Origin of the sequence: Bdellovibrio bacteriovorus, assembly GCF_001592735.1 — a bacterium.
In the GTDB taxonomy this organism is placed as follows: Bacteria; Bdellovibrionota; Bdellovibrionia; order Bdellovibrionales; family Bdellovibrionaceae; genus Bdellovibrio; species Bdellovibrio bacteriovorus_D.
Genome location: NZ_LUKE01000001.1, coordinates 2,136,877 through 2,160,057 on the forward strand (window position 1 = coordinate 2,136,877; position 23,181 = coordinate 2,160,057).

Sequence of the window (23,181 nt, forward strand, 5' to 3'; positions counted from 1 at the left end):
CGCCGAGCTCATTACACGTATGAGGAATACACGAGTGAAAAACTATCTATTTACCAGTGAATCCGTTTCCGAAGGACATCCCGATAAAATGGCCGATCAAATCTCTGACGGTATCTTGGATGCTATCTTAGCCCAAGACCCTAAGGGACGTGTTGCCTGTGAAACTCTTCTTACAACCGGCTTGATCGTGGTTGGCGGCGAGATCACGACATCTGCCAAAGTTAACTTTACAGACGTTGTTCGTGATGTTGTTAAGCGCATTGGCTATGATCACTCTGATAAAGGTTTCGATTACAAAACTTGCGGGGTGATGATCGCCGTGGGTCAACAGTCTCCAGATATCGCGGCGGGAGTTAAAGAAACTCTTTCTGACGATCAAGGTGCTGGTGACCAAGGTTTGATGTTCGGTTACGCGGTGAATGAAACTCCGGAATTGATGCCTCTAAGTATCGCGATGTCTCACAAACTTGTGAAGGACCTTGCGGCGATCCGTAAAGCTAACAAAGTAGATTGGTTGCGTCCGGATGCAAAATCTCAAGTGACTGTTCAGTACGAAAATGGTGTGGCGAAACGCATCGATACGATCGTTATTTCTACGCAACATGCGGACTCGGTAAATAACTCTACAATCAAAGAATTCATCACCGAAGAATTGATCAAAAAATCAATTCCTTCTCAATGGATCGACGCGAAAACTAAATTCCACATCAATCCAACAGGCCGTTTCGTAACGGGTGGCCCCATGGGTGACGCGGGTTTGACCGGTCGTAAAATTATCGTGGACACTTATGGTGGCCACGGGGCCCACGGCGGTGGTGCGTTCTCTGGAAAAGACCCTTCAAAAGTGGATAGATCCGCTGCTTATGCGGCACGTCATATTGCTAAGCACATTGTCGGTGCCCAGCTTGCAGAGCGTTGCTTAGTTCAGGTGGCGTATGCCATTGGTGTTGCTGAGCCCGTAAGTATCAACATCAATGACTACGGAACAAGCAAAGTTGGCACTGAAAAATTGGAGCAAGCCGTTCGCAAAGTCTTCGATTTGCGCCCAGCTCGCATTACGAAGGATTTGGACCTTCTTCGCCCGATTTACAGCCCGACAGCGTCTTACGGTCACTTTGGTCGCCAAGAAGAGGGCTTCACTTGGGAGCGTTTAAACAAAATCGAGCAGCTTAAAGAAGCTGTGAAATAGTTTTTGCGTTCGTTCTTTAAAAAAGCTAATCATTGCGCCGAGTTGTTTGTAGCAACTCGGCGCTTCTTTTTGTACTCTCGGGCGATCTCTGCATTCAGTTTAAGATTGGGAATTTAATGGATCCGAAATTTATACGAAACTTTTCTATTATCGCGCACATCGACCACGGTAAATCGACTTTGGCCGATGGACTTCTTGCTGCGACCGGATCCTTATCAGACCGTGAAAAGAAAGAACAATTCCTAGACAATATGGAGCTGGAGCGCGAGCGTGGTATCACCATCAAAGCGCAAACTGTGTGTTTGGATTTTAAATCTAAAGACGGCAATCAATACCAAATCAACCTGATCGATACGCCGGGGCACGTGGACTTTTCTTACGAGGTGTCTCGTTCGTTAGCCGCCTGTGAAGGTGCGATCTTGGTTGTCGATGCGGCCCAGGGGGTTGAGGCGCAGACATTGGCCAATGTTTATTTGGCGATGGAAAATAACTTAGAAATCATTCCGGTTTTAAATAAAATCGATCTTCCATCAGCAGATCCAGAGGGAGTGGCAAAACAAATCGAAGACACCGTGGGCTTAGACACAACGGGGATCATTCACGCATCGGCTAAAGAAAAAATCGGCATCACAGATATCTTGGAAGCCATCGTTGAAAAAGTGCCACCGCCGAAAGCGGATCGATCGCTTACGGCACGTGCGTTGATTTTTGACTCGTGGTTTGATGCTTATCAAGGCGTTGTGGTCCTGGTTCGTATGGTGGATGGAGTCATCAAAAAAGGTGATAAGATCAAGTTCATGGCGACCGACCGTGATTACGAAGTTTTGCGTATGGGTAAATACAAACCTTTCCCGGCGCCTCAAGATGTTCTTGAGGCCGGGGAGGTGGGTTTCATTATTTGCGGTATTAAAGACATCCGTGACGTTAAAGTCGGTGATACGGTGACGGCGGCAAAACACGGTGCGATCGAACCGTTGCCGGGCTTCCAAAAAATCAAGCCGATGGTTTTTGCCGGGATCTTCCCGGTGGTTGCTTCCGAATATGAAAGCTTAAAAGATGCTTTGGATAAACTGTGCTTAAATGACTCATCGCTGACTTTCGAAATTGAAAAATCGGCGGCTTTGGGCTTTGGCTACCGTTGCGGTTTCTTAGGTCTTTTACATATGGAAATCGTCCAAGAACGTTTAGAGCGTGAGTTCAATTTAGATTTGATAACAACAGCGCCCACGGTTGTTTATCGAATTACGAAAACCGATGGCACCGAGATGTTGCTTGAAAATCCAACGGGCATGCCAGAAGAAACTCAAATTGCAAAATTTGAAGAACCTTACGTAAAGGTGACTTTGCATACGCCAACAGAATACATCGGTGGTATCTTAAAACTTTGTGAAGACAAACGTGGATTCCAATTAAAAATGGAATACGTGACGGATAAAAAGGTCATCATTGAATACAAACTTCCGATGAATGAAATGGTGATGGATTTCTATGACCGTTTGAAATCAATCTCTAAGGGATACGCTTCTTTAGAGTATGAATTCATGGGTTTTGAAGAATCTGACTTAGCGAAATTAGATATTTTAATTAACGGTGAGCCCATTGATGCGTTGTCCTTAATTGTGCATAAATCAAAAGCCGTGACTCGTGGACGTAAGTTGACTGAAAAAATGAAAGAGCTCATTCCTCGTCAGCAGTTCCAAATTGCGATTCAGGCGGCCATTGGTTCTAAAATCATCGCCCGTGAGACGGTGGGAGCGTTGAAAAAAGACGTGACCGCGAAGTGTTATGGTGGTGATATTTCCCGTAAGCGTAAACTTTTAGAGAAGCAAAAAGAGGGTAAAAAGCGCATGAAAGCGATCGGAACGGTCGACGTGCCTCAGGAAGCCTTCCTTGCGATTCTTAAAGTCGAAGACTAGTTCGGCCGTTTCGACGACCTTGAAGGAGTTAGTATGAGTGAGAAAAAAGATAAGGGTGGTTGGAACTTTAGAACCAAAATCTTTTGGACAGAAGGTTGGGGATCTTTATTCCTGGCTGTGTTTATTGCCTTGTTCATTCGTTGGGGATTTATTGAAGCTTACGTAATTCCTTCAGGTTCAATGCTTCCTTCGCTTTTAATTCACGATCATATTTTTGTGAACAAATTGACTTACGGATTGCGAGTTCCTTTTAGCGAAAATTGGTTGGTAAAATTCAACGAACCAAAGCGTGGGGAAGTGATTGTTTTTAAGTTTCCTAAGGACATGAGCACATTCTTTATCAAGCGTATCGTTGGCGAGCCGGGCGATAAGATTTATTATGAAAATGGAACTCTTTACATCAATGACAAGCCTGTCGATAAAAAAGTTCCTTTAAGCACGGCCGATTTTGCGTGGCTTCGCGATGCGGACTTCCAACGTGATGGCAACATCAACGACAGCCGCGAAAACTACGTTCAGTTTGCGGAAGAATTGCCAGGCAAGAATCACTCGATCTTGCTTCGTAAAGGCGACATCTATGAAACTTATGGCCCCGTGGTCGTTCCCGATGATCACCTGTTTGTTATGGGTGACAATCGCATGAACTCCTCAGACAGCCGTGTGTGGGGGTTCTTGCCTAAGAAAAATATCTTAGGTCGTGCCATGTTCGTGTGGCTTTCTTGTGAAGAGACTATTCCGGCATTGCCGTTCTTGTGTAATCCGATCACGATTCGCTGGGGACGATTCTTCCATCCCGTGAACTAGTGGAATCAAATCAACAACCGCAGAAAAGCTTAAAAGGAACTTGGAATCAGGCGATTCTAACGTTCCTTTTTCCGATTTTGCTGGTGCTAACTGTCCGCTGGGCGTTGGTTGAACCTTTCGTAATTCCTTCAGGAAGCATGATTCCCAATCTTTTGATTCATGATCATATCTTGGTAAAAAAATTCGCTTACGGATTGCATGTGCCTTTTGCTGAACCTTGGCTTGTTCAGTGGTCGCAGCCGGAACGGGGCGAAGTGATTGTTTTTCGTTATCCTGAAAATCCCGATGTCTATTACATCAAACGTCTGATTGGTTTGCCCGGGGACCTTGTGCAAGTGAAGGCGGGACGAGTCACTGTCAATGATCAAGAGTTTAAGATGACCCCGACGACGGGTGACGACGGGTCTTTTCAATATTATAAAGAAAACAACGGATCTAAAGAATACACCGTCAGATTTTTTCCCGACACTTCTGGTGACGTGCAAACCTTTGAAGTGCCCCAAGGAAATTACTTTTTCATGGGGGATAACCGCGATCAATCCAGTGATTCTCGCGTTTGGGGCTTTGTGAAAAATGATTATATCATCGGAAATGCATCGCTGATTTGGCTTTCTTGTCACAGCACTTTGCCGACGATGTCTTTTGTTTGCGATCCGTCACAAATCCGTTTCAATCGACTGTTTAAAAAAGTTCAATAGAATCACTAGAATTTGCTCTCCGTTACGTCTAGACTTAAAGAATGAATCGTTGGCGGGAGTATTTAACAACATTAGTCCTAGCAGTTCTTTTTGCTCTGTTTGTGCGCAGTTTTTTGCTGACCGCTTATAAAGTGCCGACCGGTTCCATGCAGCCTACTTTAAAATCTGGCGACTTTATTTTTTCTTCGCGACTGTCTTACGGCGTTCCGATGCCCTTTTCATCTCAGCGTTGGAATGAAATATTTCCGGAAAGAGGGGATTTGGTCGTTTTTACTTATCCGGAGTCTCCGACAATCACTTACGTAAAGCGGGTGGTGGCATTGCCGGGGGATAAAGTGCAGATCTCTCAAGGCCGGTTGTCCATCAATGATCAGCCCTTGGAGTACCGCCTTATTTCGGGTGAGGACCGCGATAATCCCAATCCACAGCTTTTTGATATCTTTGAAGAAAAGTCCGAAAGTCATATTCGTCGCGTGATCTTCCAAAAGCAATCTGAAGAGAAAGATTTCGGGCCCCTCGTTGTTCCACCGGGAGAGGTTTTCCTTCTTGGGGACAATCGCGATGCTAGTGACGACTCGCGCTATTGGGGCACGGTTCCGATGGATCGCGTGGTGGGTGAAGTCGTCTTAATTTGGCTCTCGCTGGATTGGCAAAAGAAATGGGGCGGCGATCGTTACCCTTCAGTGCGTTGGGAAAGAGTTTTTTCTTCCGTTCAATAATCAGTCCGTTGACAGAACGGGCTTCGGGCCATAGGCTTGGGTTCTAGATGTCATCTAGAAATAATAAATCTCTCATTGATCTTTCTTCTCTCGAAAAAACAAAAATAGACCGTCTTTTCTCTGTGGCAGACGAGATTTCGGAAGGCCGGAGCTTTGGTTTGGCCGATGCCAAACGCGGCTCTGCTATTCCCTTTGAGGGCTTCGGAAAAACCGGAGCCCTTTTGTTTTTTGAAGCCAGCACGCGCACCCGTATGAGCTTTGAAACGGCCTGCGCGCGATTGGGAATTTACCCTCTGCGCTTGGATGGAAAATCTGGCAGCAGTTTGGAAAAGGGTGAAACCTTCGAAGACACCATCTTGAACGTCAATGCGATGAAGCCGTCATTTCTGGTCATTCGCTGCGGGGATGAGCTTGATTTCCATGATATTGCAAAAAAAATCAACACGCCGATTTTAAATGCCGGCTGGGGTAAGCGCGGTCACCCGACGCAAGCGCTGTTAGATGCTTATACAATTCGCAAGCATCTGGGCACCTGTGAGGAGCAAAAAGTTTTGATTGTGGGCGATGTTCGTCACAGTCGCGTGGCGGCTTCGCACTTTGAATTATCAAAAAAGCTGGGCTATGAGGTGGCGTTGTGCGGACCTAAAGAATTCTTGCCGGAACACTCTCAAGTAAAAGTTTTCAGCTCTTTAAAAGAGGGTTTGCAGTGGTCCACGGCCGCGATGGCGTTGCGAGTGCAGTTAGAGCGTCATGAAAATAAATATTCTTTGGCGGACTATCGTCGTGATTACGGATTTACTAAAGAGAATTTAAAAGCTTTATCATCCAAAGCCCTGATCATGCATCCAGGCCCGATCAATCAAGGGACTGAGCTTGACTCAGAAGTTTTGCAAGACCCTCGTTGCCAGGTTTTAGATCAGGTTTCTAACGGCGTCTTCATTCGTCAGGCATTAATTTATCTCACACTTTCGGAGGAAAAATGAACAAAGGCTATCTGGTTTTAGAAAGCGGAGAAGTTTATCAAGGCCTTTGGAATGGGGGCCACGATCGCGCCGGTGAGGTTGTTTTTAACACCTCTCACTCCGGTTACGAAGAAATCGCGACCGATCCTTCTTATTTTTCACAAATTGTGGTGATGACCGCCCCCATGCAAGGGAACTATGGGGTTGCTGATGAAGTTTGGGAATCGAGCCGAATCTGGATTGAGGGCTTTATTTGTCTTGAAGTGCAAGACACCGAGCGCGATCAGGCTTGGAAAAAAAGACTGACGGAGGCCGGGATTCCACTTCTTTCGGAACTCGACACGCGCCAACTGGTTTTGCGCTTACGCTCTGGGGGAACTCCTTGGGGAGCGATCGTGCACGCCAAGAATGAATCGGAAGCAAAACAAAAGGCCGCCGCATTAATAGCGGAAAAGAAAAAATTAGATAAAGATTGGGTTTACTTGGCCTCGCGCAAAGAAGCCGAAGTCCGCCGTGGAGATAATATGGTGGGCCCGAAAGTGGCGGTGCTTGATTTCGGCAGCAAAGAAAACATCTTGCGTGAGCTGCAAAACCGTTGCTCGGAAATTAAGATTTTCAACAGCCGCTCTTCGGTTCAGGAAATCATGGATTATAAGCCTGACGGCGTCATGTTGACAAATGGGCCCGGGGACCCGGCGGATGTGAAGGTGGCTATTGGAACTGTTCGTGAACTTTTAGGTGTTAAGCCCATTTTTGGGATTTGCATGGGCCATCAGGTTTTAGCCCTGGCATTAGGAGCTAAAACCTATAAGTTGAAGTTCGGTCACCGGGGCAGCAATCATCCGATTCGCGACACCGTGCTTAATCAGATTTATATGACCAGTCAGAACCACGGTTATGCAGTTGAACAGGAAAGTCTTCCTCCGGACGTCCAGGTCACGCACGTGAACCTAAATGATGGCACTGTGGCAGGTTTTTATAGTGATAAAAAGAAATGTTTGGGAATACAATATCATCCGGAAAGTTGTCCTGGACCGCATGAAGCGTCCGGACTGTTTAGCTATTTTATAGAGCGGATGATATGAACGAATACGAAAAGTTGATCGAAAAGATTTTGAATCACTTTGTCAGCGACGCCTTCAAGGATGAGCTGGCGATGGCAAAAAAGGAATTTTTTGAAAATGCGGGAACGTTGGATGAAAACTCCGAACATTTTGAATCCCGTATGGCGCAATTTTATGATTGGTACTTTTTTACGCGTGAGTTGAAGGGCTATGGCCAGACTCCGTTAGATGCATGTCTCTTAGTGCGTGAACTGCGTTTTTCAGATGAAGAGTTAAAAACCTTGGAAGTTTTAAAACGCCATCGCCATTCGCTTTTTGAATTTATCAAAATTAAAAACGGTGATGTTTACATCAAAGATTTGTTGGCGAACCAAAAACTGGTTGTAAAACAAAGCTCTTTTGTTTTTGGATTTGATTCGGATGAAATTTTTGAAGTGCGTCTGATTCCGCATGGTGACAGCTATGTTTTCACGCGTGGTTTTTGCTTCCATCCGGAAAGTGCCAAAAAATTCATCTTGGGCGAAGTGAAGCGCCATCGCAAAGATCCAGATTTAGATCCCGATCTATTGATGCTTCGTCTGATTAAGATGCGCTACAAATTTGAACAGTATAAACATGTTAGACCCGAACTCATCTATACCAACGATGGGAAGATGGGGCTTTAATCCGCCGAAGCTTAAGCAAAGGTGGAAGGAGATAAAGATGCCACGCAAGTCCAATATTAAGAAGGTTTTGATCATCGGTTCAGGACCGATTGTAATTGGGCAAGCGTGTGAATTTGATTACTCTGGGACGCAAGCTTGTAAAGCCTTGATGCGCGAAGGTTTGGAAGTGATCTTAGTCAATTCCAATCCGGCGACCATCATGACCGATCCTGAAGTGGCGACCCGAGTTTACGTCGAGCCACTGAAAGTCGACTATTTAGAAAAAATCATCGAAAAAGAAAAGCCCGATGCGGTGATCCCTACATTAGGTGGTCAAACGGCTTTAAATCTGGCTCTTGATCTTTACGCCAAAGGCATTCTGCAAAAGCATAAAGTTCAACTTTTAGGTGCGACCCCGCAGGTGATCAAGGCCGGAGAAGACCGCGAAATTTTCCGCGGCTTGCTGGATAAGATCGGCGCGAAATATCCTAAGAGTCATATGGTTCGTACCTTCGAACATGGCCTTCAGGTGGCTGAAGAACTAGGGTATCCGATTGTCCTTCGTCCAAACTACACCTTAGGCGGCGGCGGGGGCGGTATCGCCTACTCTCCCGAAGAGTATCAAAAAATGTTAGTCGGGGGTCTTCATGAAAGTCCGACCTCTGAAGTTTTGGTTGAAGAAAGTATTTTAGGTTGGAAAGAATACGAACTTGAAGTCATGCGCGACTATCAAGGTACCTTCGTGGTGGTGTGTTCGATTGAAAACCTGGATCCATGTGGTGTGCACACGGGCGATAGCATCACCGTCGCTCCACAACAAACTCTCAGCGATCGCGAATATCAAGCGATGCGCGATGAAGCTTGTAAGATCATCAACGAAGTCGGTATTCAAACAGGGGGCGCAAACATCCAGTTCGCAGTTCACCCCAAGACGGGTGAACGCGTGGTTATTGAGATGAATCCACGGGTCAGTCGTTCGTCGGCACTGGCAAGTAAGGCGACGGGATTCCCGATTGCTAAAATCGCCGCTTTACTGGCGATTGGTTACAGTCTTGATGAATTACAAAATGACATCACAAAGGTCACGCCATCTTGTTATGAGCCTGCGCTGGACTATGTGGTTACAAAAATCCCACGCTTTGCTTTTGAAAAATTCCAAGGTTCGAAAGACACCCTAACCACCCAAATGAAAAGTGTGGGCGAAGTGATGGGTATTGGCAGGACCCTCCAAGAATCTTTAATGAAAGCTTTGGCCAGTTTAGAAGCAAACCCTCAGGCTATTCCCGAAGTGGAATTAGAGGTCGGCAAGATTTCTTACCCGAACAGTCTGCGCATTTATCAACTATTCCAAGCCTTCCGTGAAGGTAAGACTGTCGCCGAAATCGAAGAACTGACCGGCATCATTCCTTACTTCTTAGAGCAAATTGAAGGCCTGATTAAATTTGAAAATAAATTTAAGCGCGACTTCACGCCCGAAGCTATTGACCTTATGTTGACGGCAAAGCGCAAAGGTTTCACGGACGCGCGTTTGGGCGCCTTAATGGGAAAAACTGAAAAAGAAATACGCGAGTTCCGCGAAAAACATCAGATCCTACCTCGCTACCAACAAGTGGACACGTGTGCGGGTGAGTTTGAATCTTCAACACCGTATTTTTATTCCTCCTATTGGCCGACGGTTTCTGCCTCGGTAAACGCGCCGAATGCGGTGGTGATTATTGGCAGTGGTCCGAATCGCATCGGTCAAGGAATTGAATTTGATTACTCTTGCGTGCGTGGGGTTAAGGGTTTCCAAAAAAATGGCAGCAAAGTCATTATGGTAAACTCAAATCCCGAAACTGTTTCTACCGACTATGACACCTCGGATGTTCTTTTCTTTGAGCCTTTGACGGTGGAAAGCTTAATTGAAGTCATGCGCTTCATGAAGCCAAAAGGTTTTGTTGCCCAATTGGGGGGACAAACTCCGATCAATGCAGCCCCTGAGTTAGTCAAAGCCGGTTTTCATCTTTTAGGTTCTTCACTTGAAACGATTGATTTAGCCGAAGATCGCGGATTGTTTTCAAAGATCTGTAAAGAGCTCAACTTCGCCATTCCCAATTCGGCTATGGCGGGCAGTCTGATGGACGCCTTAAATTTCGAAGAAAATGTCGGTTACCCGATGATTTGTCGCCCCAGCTACGTTTTGGGTGGACGCCGTATGGAAGTCATTGAAAACCGCGATGAATTAATGTCTTATTTCCAACGTCATAAAGACTATATCTCCAAAGAGCGTCCGTGTTTAATGGATCAATTCTTGGCCGGCGCTTTAGAAGTCGATGTGGATTTAGTGCGCGGTGAAGATTGGACTGTTATCGGTGGGGTGGTTGAGCATATTGAAGCCGCGGGGGTTCACTCCGGAGATTCGATGGGTGTTTTACCTCCACAACGTCTTAAGCCAGAAACTTGCCAGCGCATTGAGGACTTAAGTAAACAACTAGCAAATCGTATCGGCGTGATTGGGCATTTGAATTTGCAACTGGCCGTTTTAAATGATGTTGTTTACATGCTCGAAGCCAACCCTCGCAGTTCACGCTCGGTCCCATTTGTGGCAAAGGCCACAGCCATTCCGTTGATTGATTTGGGTGTGGCCGCGATGTTGGGCAAAAAGGCGAAAGATTTGAAATTAGATGGTTTGCAATGGCGTAAAACTGAGCACGTTTCTGTTAAAGGCGTTGTCTTCCCGTTTAAAAAATTTCCTGAAGCAGATTCTTTACTAGGCCCAGAAATGAAATCAACCGGTGAAAGCATGGGACGCGGAAATAACTATTCCGAAGCTCTGTCGAAGGCATTCCTTTCAAGTAACATAAAACTTCCAAGAACCGGCCAGGTGTTTTTCTCTTTAAGAGATAAAGACAAAGAGAGCATGCTCACTTTAGCTAAAGAACTTCAGCGCATGGGCTATGGCGTTTCGGCGACGACGGGAACGGCGAGTTTCTTTAACGATCGGGGTGTGAACTGCATGTCTTTAAAGAAAGTCGATGAGGGGCGCCCTCATTGTGTGGATAAGATCCGCTCTGGCGAAGTGGCATTTGTGATTAATACGACATCGGGTCGTCGTGCGATTGAGGCGAGTTTTGATATCCGTCGCGCTTGTACGGATTACAACATCCCTTGTCTGACTGAAAGTGACGCAGCTGAAGCCTTTGTTCTTGCTTTGCAAAATCAAAAGAATGAATCATCAAATGTTGAGTCATTGATGGCGATGGAGGAGTTTTGATCGGTCGTATTTTTCTTTTAGTTTGCGCCTTGGGTTTGGTGACGGTGGGTCATCCTGTTTTTGCCGCAGAGGCTCAACCCGAGACAATCACCATTGGGGTGATTCCCGGTGGCAACCCAGAAAAGTTGCGTGAACAAGGTTTGGCTTTAGCCAAAGCATTGCAAGAAAAGTTGCAAATACCGGTCAACATTTACCTTTCCAAAAACTACATCGGGCTGGTTGAAGCCATGCGCACCAAGAAAGTCGACTTTGCGTTCTTTTCTTCGTCCACTTTCGTCTTTGCCGAGCAGCAGGCCCAAGCCAAAGTTTTATTAAAAACGGTGTGGCAAGAGCCCTTCTATTACTCTACGGTGATCGTTCCGACGAATTCAAAAATTCGCAAGCTGCAGGATTTGAAGGGCAAAAAAATCGTCTTCGTGGATGAAAAGTCTTCGTCGGGTTACCTTTATCCACAAGTGGCGCTGCAAAAGCTGGGCATTAAAAATTCCGACTTTAAAGAAGCGGCCTTTAGTGGAAACCATAAGGAATCCATTCAATTTTTAGAGGCGGGTAAGGTAGATGCGGCGGCGGTTTACAGTGATGATGAAAAAGGCAAACACAGCGCTTGGGCTCAATTTGCAAAAGACCCCAAAAAATATCGTATTATCTGGACCAGCGAACCAATCCCGAATGATCCATTCTGTGTTCGTCAGGACTTTTACGATAAATATCCTAAAATCACGCACACCTTGATGTTCTCTTTGATCGAAATTTTTGAAGAAAACCCCACTAAGCAGGCCTATTCTGAAATTTTAGGTTCTCGTGACTTGATGCCAGCCACTTCTAAACAGTATGATCCTGTGAGGGAGATGGTGAAGGCTCTAAAAATCGAGCTTAAACCGTAAAGGTTGATGGCAGTATTAGAAATCAAAAAAATAAATAAGACCTTTAAGGGCGGTTTGTTCGAAAAAAATCGCCACGTTCTTAAAGACGTTTCTTTTGCTTTACCTGAAGGCCAAACGTCAGGTTTCGTCGGCAGTAACGGTGCGGGGAAAACCACCACCATCAAATGCATCTTTGACTTCATTCGACCGGATTCTGGTGAGGTTTTATTTTTTGGCAAACCTTTAGATAACAACGCAAAAACTCGCATAGGATATTTGCCCGAGCGACCTTATCTGTATGAGTTCCTAACAGGTATGGAATTTCTTCGTCTGCATTGGAATCTTTGTTACGGAGCTTCGCTAAAAGACTTCCACGAAAGAGCCCATGAAGCCCTTAAAAAAGTTGATTTGTTTGAAGCCAAAGATCGTCGTTTAAGAACTTATTCTAAGGGGATGTTGCAAAGAATTGGGATCGCGCAAGCGATTTTAACTCGTCCGGATTTACTGATTTTAGATGAGCCGATGTCGGGTCTTGATCCTGATGGACGAGCGATGGTGAAGGATATCTTGCGTGAAGAACAACGTCGCGGGGTGAGTCTTTTTTTTAGCAGCCACTTGTTGCAAGACATGGAAGAACTTTGCTCGCACCTGGTGGTCGTCAATCACGGCGAGATTCTTTATAATGGCGTCTTAAATACATTTATGGCGGAATTCCAAAGTCTGGAAAAAGCTTTTGCTGTTTTAAAAAAACAGCAGGAGGTGCGCCGTGGTTAAAGTGTGGGCGTTAGCTAAAACCACTTTGCGCGAAATGTTACGTGAAAAAGTTTTTATGATCGTCGTGGTGATCGCCGGGGGCTTGCTGGCATTAAGTTTCTTACTCGGGGCTCTTTCATTTGATGAACAAAGAAAAATCCTGACGGACTTTGGTTTTTTAGCGATTCAAACGGCGATGCTGGGTATTTCTTTGTTTTTGGGTTCATATCTTATTTCAAAGGAAATTGAAAAACAGACTTGTCTTTTAATACTGTCTCGACCGATCACTCGTGGTCAGTTTATCTTAGGGAAAATGGGAGGCATTTTAGCTCTCAACACCCTTGTGATGGGGGCTTTGGCGGTTCTTTTGTTTGCTCTTCTAAAATTATGGAACAATTCGGAACAGTGGCTTTCCTTTATCCAGATCTGCTTAAGTCTGTGGTTTGAAAGTGCCGTGTTGTTGGGAATCGTCATCGGGCTTAGTTTGATTGTTCGACCGGTGTTAGCGTTAGCGGGCGGGATCATGTTCTTTATTTTGGGACATTCCCTGGAAGACCTGACGTTCTTTGCCAATAAAAGCCAAGAACAGACATTTATCGATGTTGTTAAATTTCTGCATTGGGTATCGCCTAATTTTTATCGCATGAATTGGAAGTCGGCCTATTTCTTAGAAAACGGATTGCCATCGGATGGCATTCTATGGATGCTAAGTCATATGACAGGGTGGTTGTTGTTATTGATTCTGATTTCTCAATTCCTGTTCAAACGGAAAGACATCGTTTAATTCGCAAAGGACGCGTGCATGTTGCCAGAGATGGAGATTTTTTATTTGGTCGTTTTCTTTGTTTTTGGCGCGCTGTTTGGTAGCTTTGCAAACGTTGTTATTTATCGTCTTCCGAAAGAAGAAAGCGTCGTTAAGCCCGGCAGTCACTGTTACAGTTGTAAAACACCGGTGAAGTGGTACGACAATATTCCGATTTTTAGTTGGTTTATTTTGCGTGGAAGATGTCGCCATTGCGGCGCTAAATTCAGTTTCCGATATGCCTTGGTGGAACTCTTGATGGCCAGTCTTTTTGCATTGAGTTTCCACTATGTGGGATTTTCTTGGTCGTTGCTTGAATATTTGATTTTTATTTTTGGGTTGGTGGTTTGTACGTTTATCGATTTAGATCATATGATTTTGCCGGATGAATTTACTTTGTCGGGAATCGTGATTGGCCTTGTCGGCGCCTATTTAAATCCGCAACGAGAGTTCTTGGACTCTCTTTTTGGGGTTTTAATGGGGGGCGGATTTTTATGGGGCATGGCCTATGTCTATTATTTGCTGACGAAGCAAGAAGGCATGGGAGGCGGTGACATTAAGCTGCTTGCCTGGATCGGAGCTTTGTTGGGTTGGAAAGCCATTCCTTTTGTTATTATGAGTTCGGCGATCATCGGGAGCGTTGTCGGGATCATAGCTGCAAGAAAACAAAATGCTGGACTAAAGACGGTGATCCCTTTCGGACCTTACCTCGCCCTCGGGGCCCTGATGTATTTGTTCGGCGGCGAGACCATAGCGTTGTGGTACCTGGACCTTTTTCTTCCCGGTGTGTAAGCGTCTAGGCTAGACCCCTTATTTGACATTCAGTCTTCAAGAAGAAATAATTTGGTATTAGGACTTGTGTCTTAAAGACGTAAGTCGGCGTAAGTCGCGGTAACTTTTGGGGAAGCAACGAAGGCATGTTTTTTAAATCAAAGAAAGTCATTGGACTCGATATTGGTACGAGTTCCATCAAGCTTGCTGAGATGGATTTCAGTGGGAAAAGCGCCACTCTGCTTTCTTTTGGTTTCGCCCCAACTCCTGCGAACTCCGTTGCCGGCGGAGAAATCGTTGATATCGGCTCTGTTGGGATCGCGATTCAGTCTCTTTTAAATGAAGTCAAATCCAAAAGAAAAAATGTTGCAACGGCGATGTGGGGAACGGCCGTGATCGTTAAAAAGATCACCATTCCACGCATGGATGTAAAACTCATCCAGGATCAAATTCGCTTTGAAGCAGAACAATACATTCCTTTTGATATCAATAATATCAGCTTGGCCCACCATATTCTTTCTCATAGCAGTTCGCCGGACTCTATGGATATTCTGTTGATTGCCGCGCAGAACGAACTCGTGTCGCAATACACCCAAGTCGTCGAACTTGCGGGGGTGAAGTGCGGTGTCCTTGATGTAAGTGGCTTTGCATTAGCTAACGCCTTCGAATTGAACTATGGAAAAGTGAATGGCCAGGCTGTCGGGATTTTGAACTTCGGTGCTTCAATCACCAATTTCGTGGTTATTCAAAACGGAGAAGTGATTTTCTGCCGTGACATCCCCGTGGGTGGGGCCAATTACACCAATGAAATTCATAAAGCCATGGGCGTCACGATTCAAGAGGCAGAGTCTCTAAAGCTCAGCGCCATGTCTCGTCGAGATGTTCCAGATGAAGTCCACAGCATTTTAAGCTCTACCAATGAAGCCGTCACTGAAGAGATTCGCTCCAGCTTAGACTTTTTAAGTGCGACAACAAATGGCTTGGTCTTGCATCAGTGTTATTACACGGGCGGAAGCTCGTCGACGTCAGGGTTGGTGGAAACAATTGGCCGGGTGACGGGCATGCAAATGCAGCGCTTCAATCCTTTCTTAAAGGTCAAAGCCAACGGCAAAAAGTTTTCCCCGGAATATTTAGAACAAATCAGTTCTTTTGCTTCTGTGGTAACTGGATTAGCCATCAGAAACCTGGGGGACTCATGATTAAGATTAATCTTGCGGGTTCCGCCGTGGGTGCAATTCCGGCATCGGCTCCAGGGGTTTTCTCCGCCGATGGCTTTTCATCACCGGAACAGATTCGCCGTGATGCTTTAATTCGCCTGTTGGTTATTTTGGCGGGACCGGCTTTGCTTTACTTCTATGAAATGCAAAGTCTTCCGGCAAAGCAAAATGAACTGGCTTCGAAACAGCAGATGCTTTCAGAACTGCAGGTTTATAATGAAAAGCAGGCGGCATCTGTGGCCGAAATTAAAAAATTTAAAGAAGATGAAGCTTTGATCGAGGCGCGTATCGCGGCTTTAGAAAAGATCTCTGTCGATCGGCAGCGTGAAGTGAGGGTCCTAGAGCTTTTACAGACTGTGATTCCGGAAAAAGCATGGCTGACTCGAGTTCAGTTAGAACCGGACAGTGTTCAACTGCAAGGCTTGGCTTTAAGTGACTTTGAAGTTTCCTCATTCTTAGACGCTTTAACTCGCAGTGTGTTCTTAATGGACGTCAACTTGTTAAACTCTACCGAGCAAGTGCAAGATGGCATTCCTTTGAAAAAGTTTGAAATCAGTTGTTTGTTGGAGAGACCTAAATGAATAAGTTTTTTGAAACTCTCGCAGCTCAGGAGTTTTCAAAGGTCCTTATGATAGGACTGGGTCTGACCGTATTCTATTGGTACTTCTTGTATAACGATGGGTCGCAAATAACGGCGCAAATTATGGCCATGAATGATCAGTTGGCCGCCGAAGAAGTAAAAAAGAAAGACACCGATAATACGCTAAAGCAAGTTCAAGAGATGCAAGAGAAAATCGGTCAGCTAAGTCAAAAATACGAAGAGATTTCGCGACGTCTTCCGGCGACTTTGTTTTCGATCGATATCAATAAGTCTATCGATGATTTTGCACGTGGTTCTGGCGTGAGCGTAAAATCCAAAAAACCAGGCGATAATGTGCGTGGCGAAGTGGTTGAAGAAGTTCCGGTGGAAGTCACTCTTGAAGGCACCTATGCGCAGCTTTCACGATTTGCTTTCCTGGTGGGCTCGGCAGAAAGAATGTCCCGTGTGAAAAACGTGGTCATTTCTACTTTGCCTGAAGATCCCAAGCGTTTGAAATTTAGCGGTAATGTTGTGGGTTATAAACTGACTCCGGAAAAGCCAGCGGCCGCTCCGGGTACGGGGACTCCTAGGTGAAGTCGTTTAGATGGTTTTTTTCTTATCTTGTGGTAGCGTCCTTGGGACTGGGGCTTGCCTTCGTGGTGAGTTTGAAGTTCATGGCGCCGGCACGTTCTCAAGACGCACCATCTTCGGGAGAATTGCCTGCGGAATTTTTAAAAGAGGTTGAGTCGACGCAAGTGCCGACACCTCCGAATACTCCGCCGCCGACGGGTGCGGCGACTCCGTCGGCAAATCCAGGTGCGGTGCCATCGAAAGTGCCGCCGCCACCGGTGGATGAAAATGCGTTTGGTGATGGGGCGACGACACCAGATAACGGAAATATGGCGGCTCCAACCCCTGCGCCGCCGGTACCGGCTCAAGGACAAGCGCCAGGGGCGACGGATGTCGCCGCGCCTACGTTCCAAGAAATGCCTTACGATCCAGCGACACGCCGGGACCCGTTTAAAGCATTCCGTTTAGCGCGTCCCGTAGACCCCAGAACGACTCAGCAGTTAGAACCTTTACAAAAGTTCGAAGTTGAGAAGTTGCAAGTGATCGGTATTCTCTGGGATGTTCGCACTCCACGTGCGATGATAAAAGACCCAGATGGGGCCGTACATACGGTCATTAAGAATTCTAAAGTGGGCCGTAACGATGGATTTGTTGCGGTGATACGAGAGGGTGAAGTCGTGGTCGTTGAAACTATGTATGACGACGGAAAAGTCACCAAAGAAACTCGAGTGATGGAACTGACTAAGTAGTAGCATATATCGACATTCGGCTGGGGCCGAAAAGTCGTTTTCCAAGGAGGGAACTAATGAACGGATTCATTAGATTGTTAATCCTGAGTGCATTGATAACGTCTTTATTATCATGTACAAGTGCGCCGGTCGAAGATGACATGGCTTTTGATGGTACCGAATCATCTGATTCTGCCATGGCGGCTGATGATTCTGGAGGATCGGGTGACGATTTCTCTGAATTTGAAGATTCGGGCTCAAACCAAACGGCTGAAGCAGCTCCCACGGAGAGTTCAGGTGATCAAGATCTAGCTATCGAAGACGAATTCAATGAACCGTCGGCGAACGGATCTGCGGACCAAGGCATTGCCGAAGCGCCAGCAGAGCCTCCAGCTGACATGCCCGCGGATGTTCCGGCGGATCATATTGCTGAAGAAGATCCCTTTGCGGATCCCGCGATTGCCGACGTTCCCGCGCCAGACGTGCCGGCTCCAGCTCCAGAACCAGACTTGTTAGCTCCAGCACCGGAACCAGTTCCCGTCGTGGATGCCCCCGCTCCAGAGCCAGAACATGAACCAATGCCAACCAGCTCTCCAGCGATGATCACAGATCTGCAGTTCCGTGCTAATGACACTGGCGGGACTATCGTGGTGAAAGCGGATCGTCCTTTAAATTACACAACTCGTGCAAACACTGATTTGCAACAGTTCGTGATTGAAGTTGAAAATGCAATCTTACCTGAAAAATTAAAACGTTCTCTGAATACCAAAGATATCAAGGGAAGCATCGGGGCCGTGGATGCTTATCAAAATCCGGGCTCAAATGTCGCACGTTTCGTGATCCAACTTCGCCAAGGTTTGAGTGAGCCTGCAGTTCAAGCGGAAGGTTCAAGTCTTTTGATCGTGGCGAACTCTCAGGCGGTAGGTGGTGTGGCGGCAGCACCGGCAGATGACGAAAACGAAAAAATCCTACCTAGTGAAGACTTGACTGGATTCTTAGCAAATAACACGCAGTTTTACGGAAAGAAAATTTCCATCGAAACTAATAATATGGATGTTCGCGACGCCCTGGGTTTTATCACCGAGGAAAGTGGCGTCAACATGGTCATCACCGAAGACGTGAAAGGCCCCATCAATCTTAAACTTCGCCAAGTGCCTTGGGACCAAGCTTTAGTGGTTATCATGAAAGCTAAAAAACTGGGATACGCGCGCCAAGGAAATGTTTTACGTATTGCTCCTTTGGCGGACCTAAAAGCCGAAGAAGACGATGCGACCAAATTGGCTCAGTCAAAGCGCACGATCGAACCTTTAAAAGTTCGTATGTTCCCGGTGAGCTATGCGCGTGTTGATGATCTTGAAAAGAAAATCAAAGAATTCTTAGGCGAGCGGGGCCGTGTGATCGGCGACGCGCGTACGAATGCTTTGGTTGTAACGGATATCGAAGAAAATCTAGAGCGTGCGGCAAAACTTATTGCAAGTTTAGATACCCAACCACCCCAAGTTCTTATCGAAGGGCGTCTGGTTGAAGCCAGTGAAAGCTTTTCTCGCAGTGTGGGGGTTACTTGGAATTCTTCGGGCGCTCCGATCCGTGTAGGTTCAACGTCTCGAGGTCCGGTTCAGATGGTTCCTACTTTCAACGTCAATCCGGGCGTTGTGCAAGGCGGAAACTTCAATTTCAATCTCTCTGTAGGTACGTTGGATTTCTTTGGTACATTGGGTGCGGCTTTGACATTGGCTGAATCCGAACAAAAAGTGAAAGTCATCTCGGCTCCAAGAGTCATGACGATGACAAACGAAACTGCGGTGATCAATCAAACCACTGAGGTTCCGTTAAGACAGGTGACTCAAAATGCGAATACCACGGTGGAAACTATTACTTTTAAACCATTGGTATTAAAATTAGAAGTGACCCCTCAGGTCACGGCCGATGGTTCGGTTATTATGAAGGTGAACGTCAATCGTCAGTTCCGCGGAGCTGATGTGGGCACAGCCGGCGCTTTTTCGGTCAACAGTCGCGAGGCTAATACGCGAGTGTTAGTTAAAAATGGGCAAACCGCTGTTATCGGTGGAATTTTCCAAAGCGATGCGACCGAGGGAGAAGCTGGCATTCCATGGTTAAGAGAGATTCCGGTTTTTGGAAATCTGTTTAAATCTCGCGGTACAACCCGTGAAAAATCAGAGCTATTGGTGTTCGTCACTCCAAGAATCATGGGACAAGTGGATGGCAATGCACCCACAGAAGAATTGTAATGGGAGGCGGTATGAAAAAACTTATTTTAATGTCAAGTTTGATGACCGCAGCTTTGCTCTTAGGGTCTTGCGGTCAACAAGAAGAAGTGAACACAGAGTTTTCAGTCACCACGTCGCCTTTGCCTTTGATTCCGGCAAAGGCAATTAGCTGCTACAGTAAATTGATTACCGGCATTGGTCAGACACCCACTCAAGATGTAGAGGCCGATTATTTCCGTATTCCGACGTTCAAATTCTGGCGGGCTAATAACTCGAACGATTTAGTGATTTCTCTTATCCGTATAACCTACAATCTTCCGGGGTCAACACCGGGAGAGTCCGCGCAGGCTTCAAAATGTGAGATTTCTGGGGACTCTCTTCGAGCGCTTAACACGACCTGGTGGAAAAATTATACCGAAGCCATCGTGCCCGGCGGCTCGGGAAGCCCAGACAGCCCTTTCCAAACCGATTGCGCGGCTTATTGTGGTGGGGTGAAGGCTTCGGGTCAGTTTACCACCACCGGAACGGTTGAAATTTTTGGTTTAGAGCGAGCCCCCAATGGCGATGAGACGCCCGTAAAATTACAAGGATACGTCACCATCCAAGCTTTTTAATGATTTATTCAAATCCATGGTTTATGTGTAAGCCATGGATTTGTTCTCTTCTTCTCAAGCCGCCGTCAGTTCTTCGCCGTTATCTGAGGTTCTTCGTCCCAAGAATCTGGATGAGATTTTTGGCCAAGAGAAAACTTTAGGCACACAATCCAAGCTAGGTCAGATGTTGCGAAAAGGCTATTTGCCAAGCCTTATCATCTGGGGCCCTCCGGGAACGGGGAAAACCACTTTCGCTTTGGCTTTATCCCAGCACTTCAATGCTCATTTTGTAAATATCAACGCGGTGGATTCGGGCGCAAAGACTTTGCGAGAAATTGGCGAAGCGGGGCGAGAGCGCCGCCTGCAGTACCAACAAAAAACCGTGCTTTTTGTCGATGAAATCCATCGTTTTAATAAGGCCCAACAAGACGTGCTTTTACCCTTTGTAGAAAAAGGGGATGTCGTTCTTATTGGGGCTACGACGGAAAACCCTAGTTATGAACTGAATCGCGCCCTTTTAAGTCGTTGTCGCGTGGTTATTTTTGAACGCCTTTCCGAACACGATTTAAACAAAATCATCGCCCGCGCAGAGGCTCACTATAAGAAGTCTGTGACAGAGATGTTAACTGCCGAAGCCATTCAGAATCTGATTGAGTTTTCTGACGGAGATGCTCGTCGCCTGATCAATAGTTTAGAAATCATTTACAATTACATGCGCGATGAAAGCCCCGAGCTGCGCTTGGATGTGAATGAAATGCGCGAGCTTTTACAGCAAAATCCTATCGGCTATGACAAGAATTCCGAAATGCACTATGACCTGATTTCGGCGTTTATTAAAAGCGTGCGTGGCAGTGATCCGGATGCGGCGGTTTATTACCTAGCTCGTATGTTGGATGGCGGGGAAGATCCTATTTTTATCGCCCGCAGACTTATTATTCTTGCCTCGGAAGACATCGGAAATGCCGATCCACGCGGAATTTCCGTGGCGGTATCGGGACTGCAAGCTGTTGAAGCTATTGGTTTGCCTGAGGGGGCGATCACCTTGGCCCAAGTGACTACGTATTTGGCCTCGTGCCCAAAATCAAATGCGTCTTATATGTCTTTAAATAAAGCCAAAGCTTTGGTTGAAGAGACCCGCACTTTGCCAGTGCCATTGCATTTACGTTCTGCGAAGACTGCTTTAGCCAAAGACTTAGGATACGGTCGAGATTATAAATATCCCCACGATTATCCCACAGGGTGGACCGCGCAAAATTACCTGCCTGAAGAAATAAAAGATTCTGTTTTTTATGAGCCCACACAACGGGGCTTTGAGAAAAATATAAGAGATTATTTAAATTGGATGAAGGGGCAGAAGTAAATTAAGCCCCACTGACGGCGTTGCTGCGTCGGCGCTGTTTATTTAGATGGTTTTAGCGCAGACGCTGATGCAACCGTTCGGGCCGTGAGCAGCGTAAGAATGCTTAGTATTTGCCGGAATTTCCAAACGATCCCCCGGGCGCAGAGCAAACTGATTGCCTGAGATATTAAAGATCATCTCTCCTTCAATCACCACACGCACTTCGGCGAAGGGGTGACGCTTATCTTGGATTTTTGTGTGAGCCGCGCAAACTTCATCGAAGGGTTCAAGTCCTTCAGATTCTAAGATCATGTGAACTTGTTGTTTCGTTGGAACGATCGGTGCTTGCCATCTTGTGATAATCATAAACGTCTTTTCTTCTAAAAAATCCTTGAGTACTTGGGGTTCCTTGAGCTTCGTTATCTCAAATCGAAACGCGAAACTCAAGTCGCACTGCTTGCTTTCGCTGCCGCATCTCGTGATGAAACACTATCGCGAGAAAGTACTCAAATTGCGACAGGATAAGAGACCTGATTCTCAACATTTTAAAGTTTGCCGTTAAGTCATGCGATATGCTGACGATAACTCTATTGTAGGAAGGACCCTATGTAATTAGGGGGAGGAATTTTGAGCACTAAATCTAAGTCGACACATGCTGAACTAGATCACATCTTGAATTTTGTCGATGGTTCGAAAGGCCTTCGTGCGAAGATCAACGAATCAGGACGAGTGCAAATTCGTCAAGACCTCGACGGGAAGCTTTTCTCTTTCAATTCAACTGACGTGAGTGAAGTTCTTCACCGCGCAGACTCTGAAGGGAAGCCGTTCATTCAGGTGAACTTTAAGAACTCTACGAAGGTCTTATTGACGGAAACTCTTGTCGGTTTCAAACCATGTGAGACGTTGGGTCTAGATATGGCCCGTATTCCTAAGGTAGTCACAACTCCGGACCTAGTCAGTGTCTTTGAAGCCATCGAAGAGTCGTTAGGAGCTGACGGTGGAGCAGATCAAGAGACGGAAATCCTTAAAAAAGTGTATTTAGCGATCGTGACTGGCGGAGAAAAAGTTGGATTCGATCTTGAAGTAGAGCGCCAATGGCTTAACAGACTTCTTGCGTCAAAGTTAAGAGCTAGCGCCTAATCAATAATAAAAATCGCTACTTAATAGTTAAGTGCTGAAAACCGGGGCAGAGGCCTCGGTTGTTATTTTAGGCACTTTTCATCTCTCATTAAATTTTCGAAAAAAAGCTATTGACGTTTCAAGGGCGTTACGAGAAAACAGCTCCACTTTGTTCGGGGGCATAGCTCAGCTGGGAGAGCATCTGATTTGCATTCAGAAGGTCGCAGGTTCGATCCCTGTTGCCTCCACCAATTATCTTCGCGAAGTTTTTTAGAAATAAAAAACTAACGAAAATAAAAAAGAACATTGACGCCGAGGATGAAATCGATCAGATTGGTTCCTCGACAAAATTCGCTCTTTGAAAACTGA

Annotated in this window: 22 protein-coding genes and 1 tRNA gene; 22 read left to right on the top strand and 1 reads right to left on the bottom strand. The window is 46.1% G+C overall.

Going from position 1 to position 23,181, the window contains the following annotated elements; translation table 11 throughout:
• Positions 1-19 precede the first annotated feature (19 nt).
• From metK to AZI86_RS10490, 20 genes are all read left to right on the top strand, one after another.
• Complete coding sequence (metK, locus tag AZI86_RS10395; RefSeq protein WP_061834969.1) at positions 20-1,189, top strand: methionine adenosyltransferase; 1,170 nt, start codon at positions 20-22, stop codon at positions 1,187-1,189.
• Between the two features lie 116 nt (positions 1,190-1,305).
• Entirely contained in the window at positions 1,306-3,105 is a 1,800-nt protein-coding gene (gene lepA, locus AZI86_RS10400; protein ID WP_061834970.1) for a translation elongation factor 4, read from the top strand.
• 33 nt (positions 3,106-3,138) lie between these two features.
• Complete coding sequence (gene lepB, locus AZI86_RS10405) at positions 3,139-3,909, top strand: signal peptidase I (RefSeq protein ID WP_061834971.1); 771 nt, start codon at positions 3,139-3,141, stop codon at positions 3,907-3,909.
• Positions 3,909-4,607, top strand: coding sequence for a signal peptidase I (gene lepB, locus AZI86_RS10410; RefSeq protein WP_061834972.1), 699 nt, complete (start codon positions 3,909-3,911; stop codon positions 4,605-4,607). The genes lepB (AZI86_RS10405) and lepB (AZI86_RS10410) overlap by 1 nt, the downstream gene beginning before the upstream one ends.
• 41 nt (positions 4,608-4,648) lie before the next feature.
• A complete protein-coding gene (lepB, locus tag AZI86_RS10415) occupies positions 4,649-5,326 on the top strand; it encodes a signal peptidase I (RefSeq protein WP_061834973.1) in 678 nt (225 codons plus the stop codon).
• Between the two features lie 47 nt (positions 5,327-5,373).
• Positions 5,374-6,309 carry an aspartate carbamoyltransferase catalytic subunit gene (locus tag AZI86_RS10420; RefSeq protein ID WP_061834975.1) on the top strand — a complete coding sequence of 312 codons (936 nt, stop codon included), beginning with the start codon at positions 5,374-5,376 and terminating at the stop codon, positions 6,307-6,309.
• Positions 6,306-7,373, top strand: a complete 1,068-nt coding sequence (gene carA, locus AZI86_RS10425; protein WP_061834977.1) for a glutamine-hydrolyzing carbamoyl-phosphate synthase small subunit — start codon at positions 6,306-6,308, stop codon at positions 7,371-7,373. The genes AZI86_RS10420 and carA overlap by 4 nt, the downstream gene beginning before the upstream one ends.
• Complete coding sequence (locus AZI86_RS10430; RefSeq protein WP_061834979.1) at positions 7,370-8,017, top strand: hypothetical protein; 648 nt, start codon at positions 7,370-7,372, stop codon at positions 8,015-8,017. The genes carA and AZI86_RS10430 overlap by 4 nt, the downstream gene beginning before the upstream one ends.
• A gap of 37 nt (positions 8,018-8,054) precedes the next feature.
• Entirely contained in the window at positions 8,055-11,249 is a 3,195-nt protein-coding gene (gene carB / locus AZI86_RS10435; RefSeq protein ID WP_061834981.1) for a carbamoyl-phosphate synthase large subunit, read from the top strand.
• The gene (locus AZI86_RS10440) at positions 11,246-12,133 is read left to right on the top strand and encodes a substrate-binding domain-containing protein (protein WP_096000885.1); all 888 of its coding nucleotides are present in this window, start codon (positions 11,246-11,248) and stop codon (positions 12,131-12,133) included. The genes carB and AZI86_RS10440 overlap by 4 nt, the downstream gene beginning before the upstream one ends.
• A 6-nt stretch (positions 12,134-12,139) precedes the next feature.
• Positions 12,140-12,886, top strand: a complete 747-nt coding sequence (locus AZI86_RS10445; protein WP_061834983.1) for an ABC transporter ATP-binding protein — start codon at positions 12,140-12,142, stop codon at positions 12,884-12,886.
• Positions 12,879-13,649 (top strand): ABC transporter permease, encoded by a 771-nt coding sequence (locus AZI86_RS10450; protein WP_253715863.1) that lies wholly within the window; start codon positions 12,879-12,881, stop codon positions 13,647-13,649. The genes AZI86_RS10445 and AZI86_RS10450 overlap by 8 nt, the downstream gene beginning before the upstream one ends.
• An 18-nt stretch (positions 13,650-13,667) precedes the next feature.
• Complete coding sequence (locus AZI86_RS10455) at positions 13,668-14,459, top strand: prepilin peptidase (RefSeq protein ID WP_253715864.1); 792 nt, start codon at positions 13,668-13,670, stop codon at positions 14,457-14,459.
• Positions 14,460-14,584: 125 nt separating this feature from the next.
• Positions 14,585-15,637, top strand: a complete 1,053-nt coding sequence (gene pilM, locus AZI86_RS10460) for a type IV pilus assembly protein PilM (protein ID WP_061834985.1) — start codon at positions 14,585-14,587, stop codon at positions 15,635-15,637.
• Complete coding sequence (locus tag AZI86_RS10465) at positions 15,634-16,236, top strand: PilN domain-containing protein (protein WP_061834987.1); 603 nt, start codon at positions 15,634-15,636, stop codon at positions 16,234-16,236. Before pilM ends, AZI86_RS10465 begins: the two co-directional genes overlap by 4 nt.
• Positions 16,233-16,829, top strand: coding sequence for a type 4a pilus biogenesis protein PilO (locus AZI86_RS10470; protein ID WP_061834988.1), 597 nt, complete (start codon positions 16,233-16,235; stop codon positions 16,827-16,829). The genes AZI86_RS10465 and AZI86_RS10470 overlap by 4 nt, the downstream gene beginning before the upstream one ends.
• Positions 16,826-17,554, top strand: coding sequence for a pilus assembly protein PilP (locus tag AZI86_RS10475; RefSeq protein WP_061834989.1), 729 nt, complete (start codon positions 16,826-16,828; stop codon positions 17,552-17,554). Before AZI86_RS10470 ends, AZI86_RS10475 begins: the two co-directional genes overlap by 4 nt.
• 56 nt (positions 17,555-17,610) lie before the next feature.
• A complete protein-coding gene (gene pilQ, locus AZI86_RS10480; RefSeq protein WP_061834991.1) occupies positions 17,611-19,782 on the top strand; it encodes a type IV pilus secretin PilQ in 2,172 nt (723 codons plus the stop codon).
• 11 nt (positions 19,783-19,793) lie between these two features.
• A complete protein-coding gene (locus AZI86_RS10485) occupies positions 19,794-20,375 on the top strand; it encodes a hypothetical protein (protein WP_157684676.1) in 582 nt (193 codons plus the stop codon).
• Between the two features lie 34 nt (positions 20,376-20,409).
• Entirely contained in the window at positions 20,410-21,714 is a 1,305-nt protein-coding gene (locus tag AZI86_RS10490; protein ID WP_061834993.1) for a replication-associated recombination protein A, read from the top strand.
• A gap of 42 nt (positions 21,715-21,756) precedes the next feature.
• On the opposite strand, the gene AZI86_RS10495 is transcribed toward AZI86_RS10490, so the two are convergent.
• Positions 21,757-22,059, bottom strand: a complete 303-nt coding sequence (locus AZI86_RS10495) for a cupin domain-containing protein (RefSeq protein ID WP_061834994.1) — start codon at positions 22,057-22,059, stop codon at positions 21,757-21,759.
• Positions 22,060-22,320: 261 nt separating this feature from the next.
• Between AZI86_RS10495 and AZI86_RS10500 the strand changes: the two genes are divergently transcribed.
• Together AZI86_RS10500 and AZI86_RS10505 are read left to right on the top strand one after the other, a co-directional pair.
• Positions 22,321-22,833 (top strand): hypothetical protein, encoded by a 513-nt coding sequence (locus tag AZI86_RS10500; RefSeq protein ID WP_253715865.1) that lies wholly within the window; start codon positions 22,321-22,323, stop codon positions 22,831-22,833.
• A 154-nt stretch (positions 22,834-22,987) separates the two neighbouring features.
• A tRNA-Ala gene (locus tag AZI86_RS10505) sits at positions 22,988-23,063 on the top strand.
• Positions 23,064-23,181 lie beyond the last annotated feature (118 nt).

Excerpts from the sequence above, each read along its gene's own strand:
- metK (WP_061834969.1), top strand. The coding sequence starts at position 20 with ATGAGGAATACACGAGTGAAAAACTATCTATTTACCAGTGAATCCGTT.
- lepA (WP_061834970.1), top strand. The coding sequence starts at position 1,306 with ATGGATCCGAAATTTATACGAAACTTTTCTATTATCGCGCACATCGAC.
- lepB (WP_061834971.1), top strand. The coding sequence starts at position 3,139 with ATGAGTGAGAAAAAAGATAAGGGTGGTTGGAACTTTAGAACCAAAATC.
- lepB (WP_061834973.1), top strand. The coding sequence starts at position 4,649 with ATGAATCGTTGGCGGGAGTATTTAACAACATTAGTCCTAGCAGTTCTT.
- AZI86_RS10420 (WP_061834975.1), top strand. The coding sequence starts at position 5,374 with ATGTCATCTAGAAATAATAAATCTCTCATTGATCTTTCTTCTCTCGAA.
- carA (WP_061834977.1), top strand. The coding sequence starts at position 6,306 with ATGAACAAAGGCTATCTGGTTTTAGAAAGCGGAGAAGTTTATCAAGGC.
- AZI86_RS10430 (WP_061834979.1), top strand. The coding sequence starts at position 7,370 with ATGAACGAATACGAAAAGTTGATCGAAAAGATTTTGAATCACTTTGTC.
- carB (WP_061834981.1), top strand. The coding sequence starts at position 8,055 with ATGCCACGCAAGTCCAATATTAAGAAGGTTTTGATCATCGGTTCAGGA.
- AZI86_RS10445 (WP_061834983.1), top strand. The coding sequence starts at position 12,140 with ATGGCAGTATTAGAAATCAAAAAAATAAATAAGACCTTTAAGGGCGGT.
- AZI86_RS10455 (WP_253715864.1), top strand. The coding sequence starts at position 13,668 with ATGTTGCCAGAGATGGAGATTTTTTATTTGGTCGTTTTCTTTGTTTTT.
- pilM (WP_061834985.1), top strand. The coding sequence starts at position 14,585 with ATGTTTTTTAAATCAAAGAAAGTCATTGGACTCGATATTGGTACGAGT.
- AZI86_RS10465 (WP_061834987.1), top strand. The coding sequence starts at position 15,634 with ATGATTAAGATTAATCTTGCGGGTTCCGCCGTGGGTGCAATTCCGGCA.
- AZI86_RS10470 (WP_061834988.1), top strand. The coding sequence starts at position 16,233 with ATGAATAAGTTTTTTGAAACTCTCGCAGCTCAGGAGTTTTCAAAGGTC.
- pilQ (WP_061834991.1), top strand. The coding sequence starts at position 17,611 with ATGAACGGATTCATTAGATTGTTAATCCTGAGTGCATTGATAACGTCT.
- AZI86_RS10485 (WP_157684676.1), top strand. The coding sequence starts at position 19,794 with ATGAAAAAACTTATTTTAATGTCAAGTTTGATGACCGCAGCTTTGCTC.
- AZI86_RS10490 (WP_061834993.1), top strand. The coding sequence starts at position 20,410 with ATGGATTTGTTCTCTTCTTCTCAAGCCGCCGTCAGTTCTTCGCCGTTA.
- AZI86_RS10495 (WP_061834994.1), bottom strand. The coding sequence starts at position 22,059 with ATGATTATCACAAGATGGCAAGCACCGATCGTTCCAACGAAACAACAA.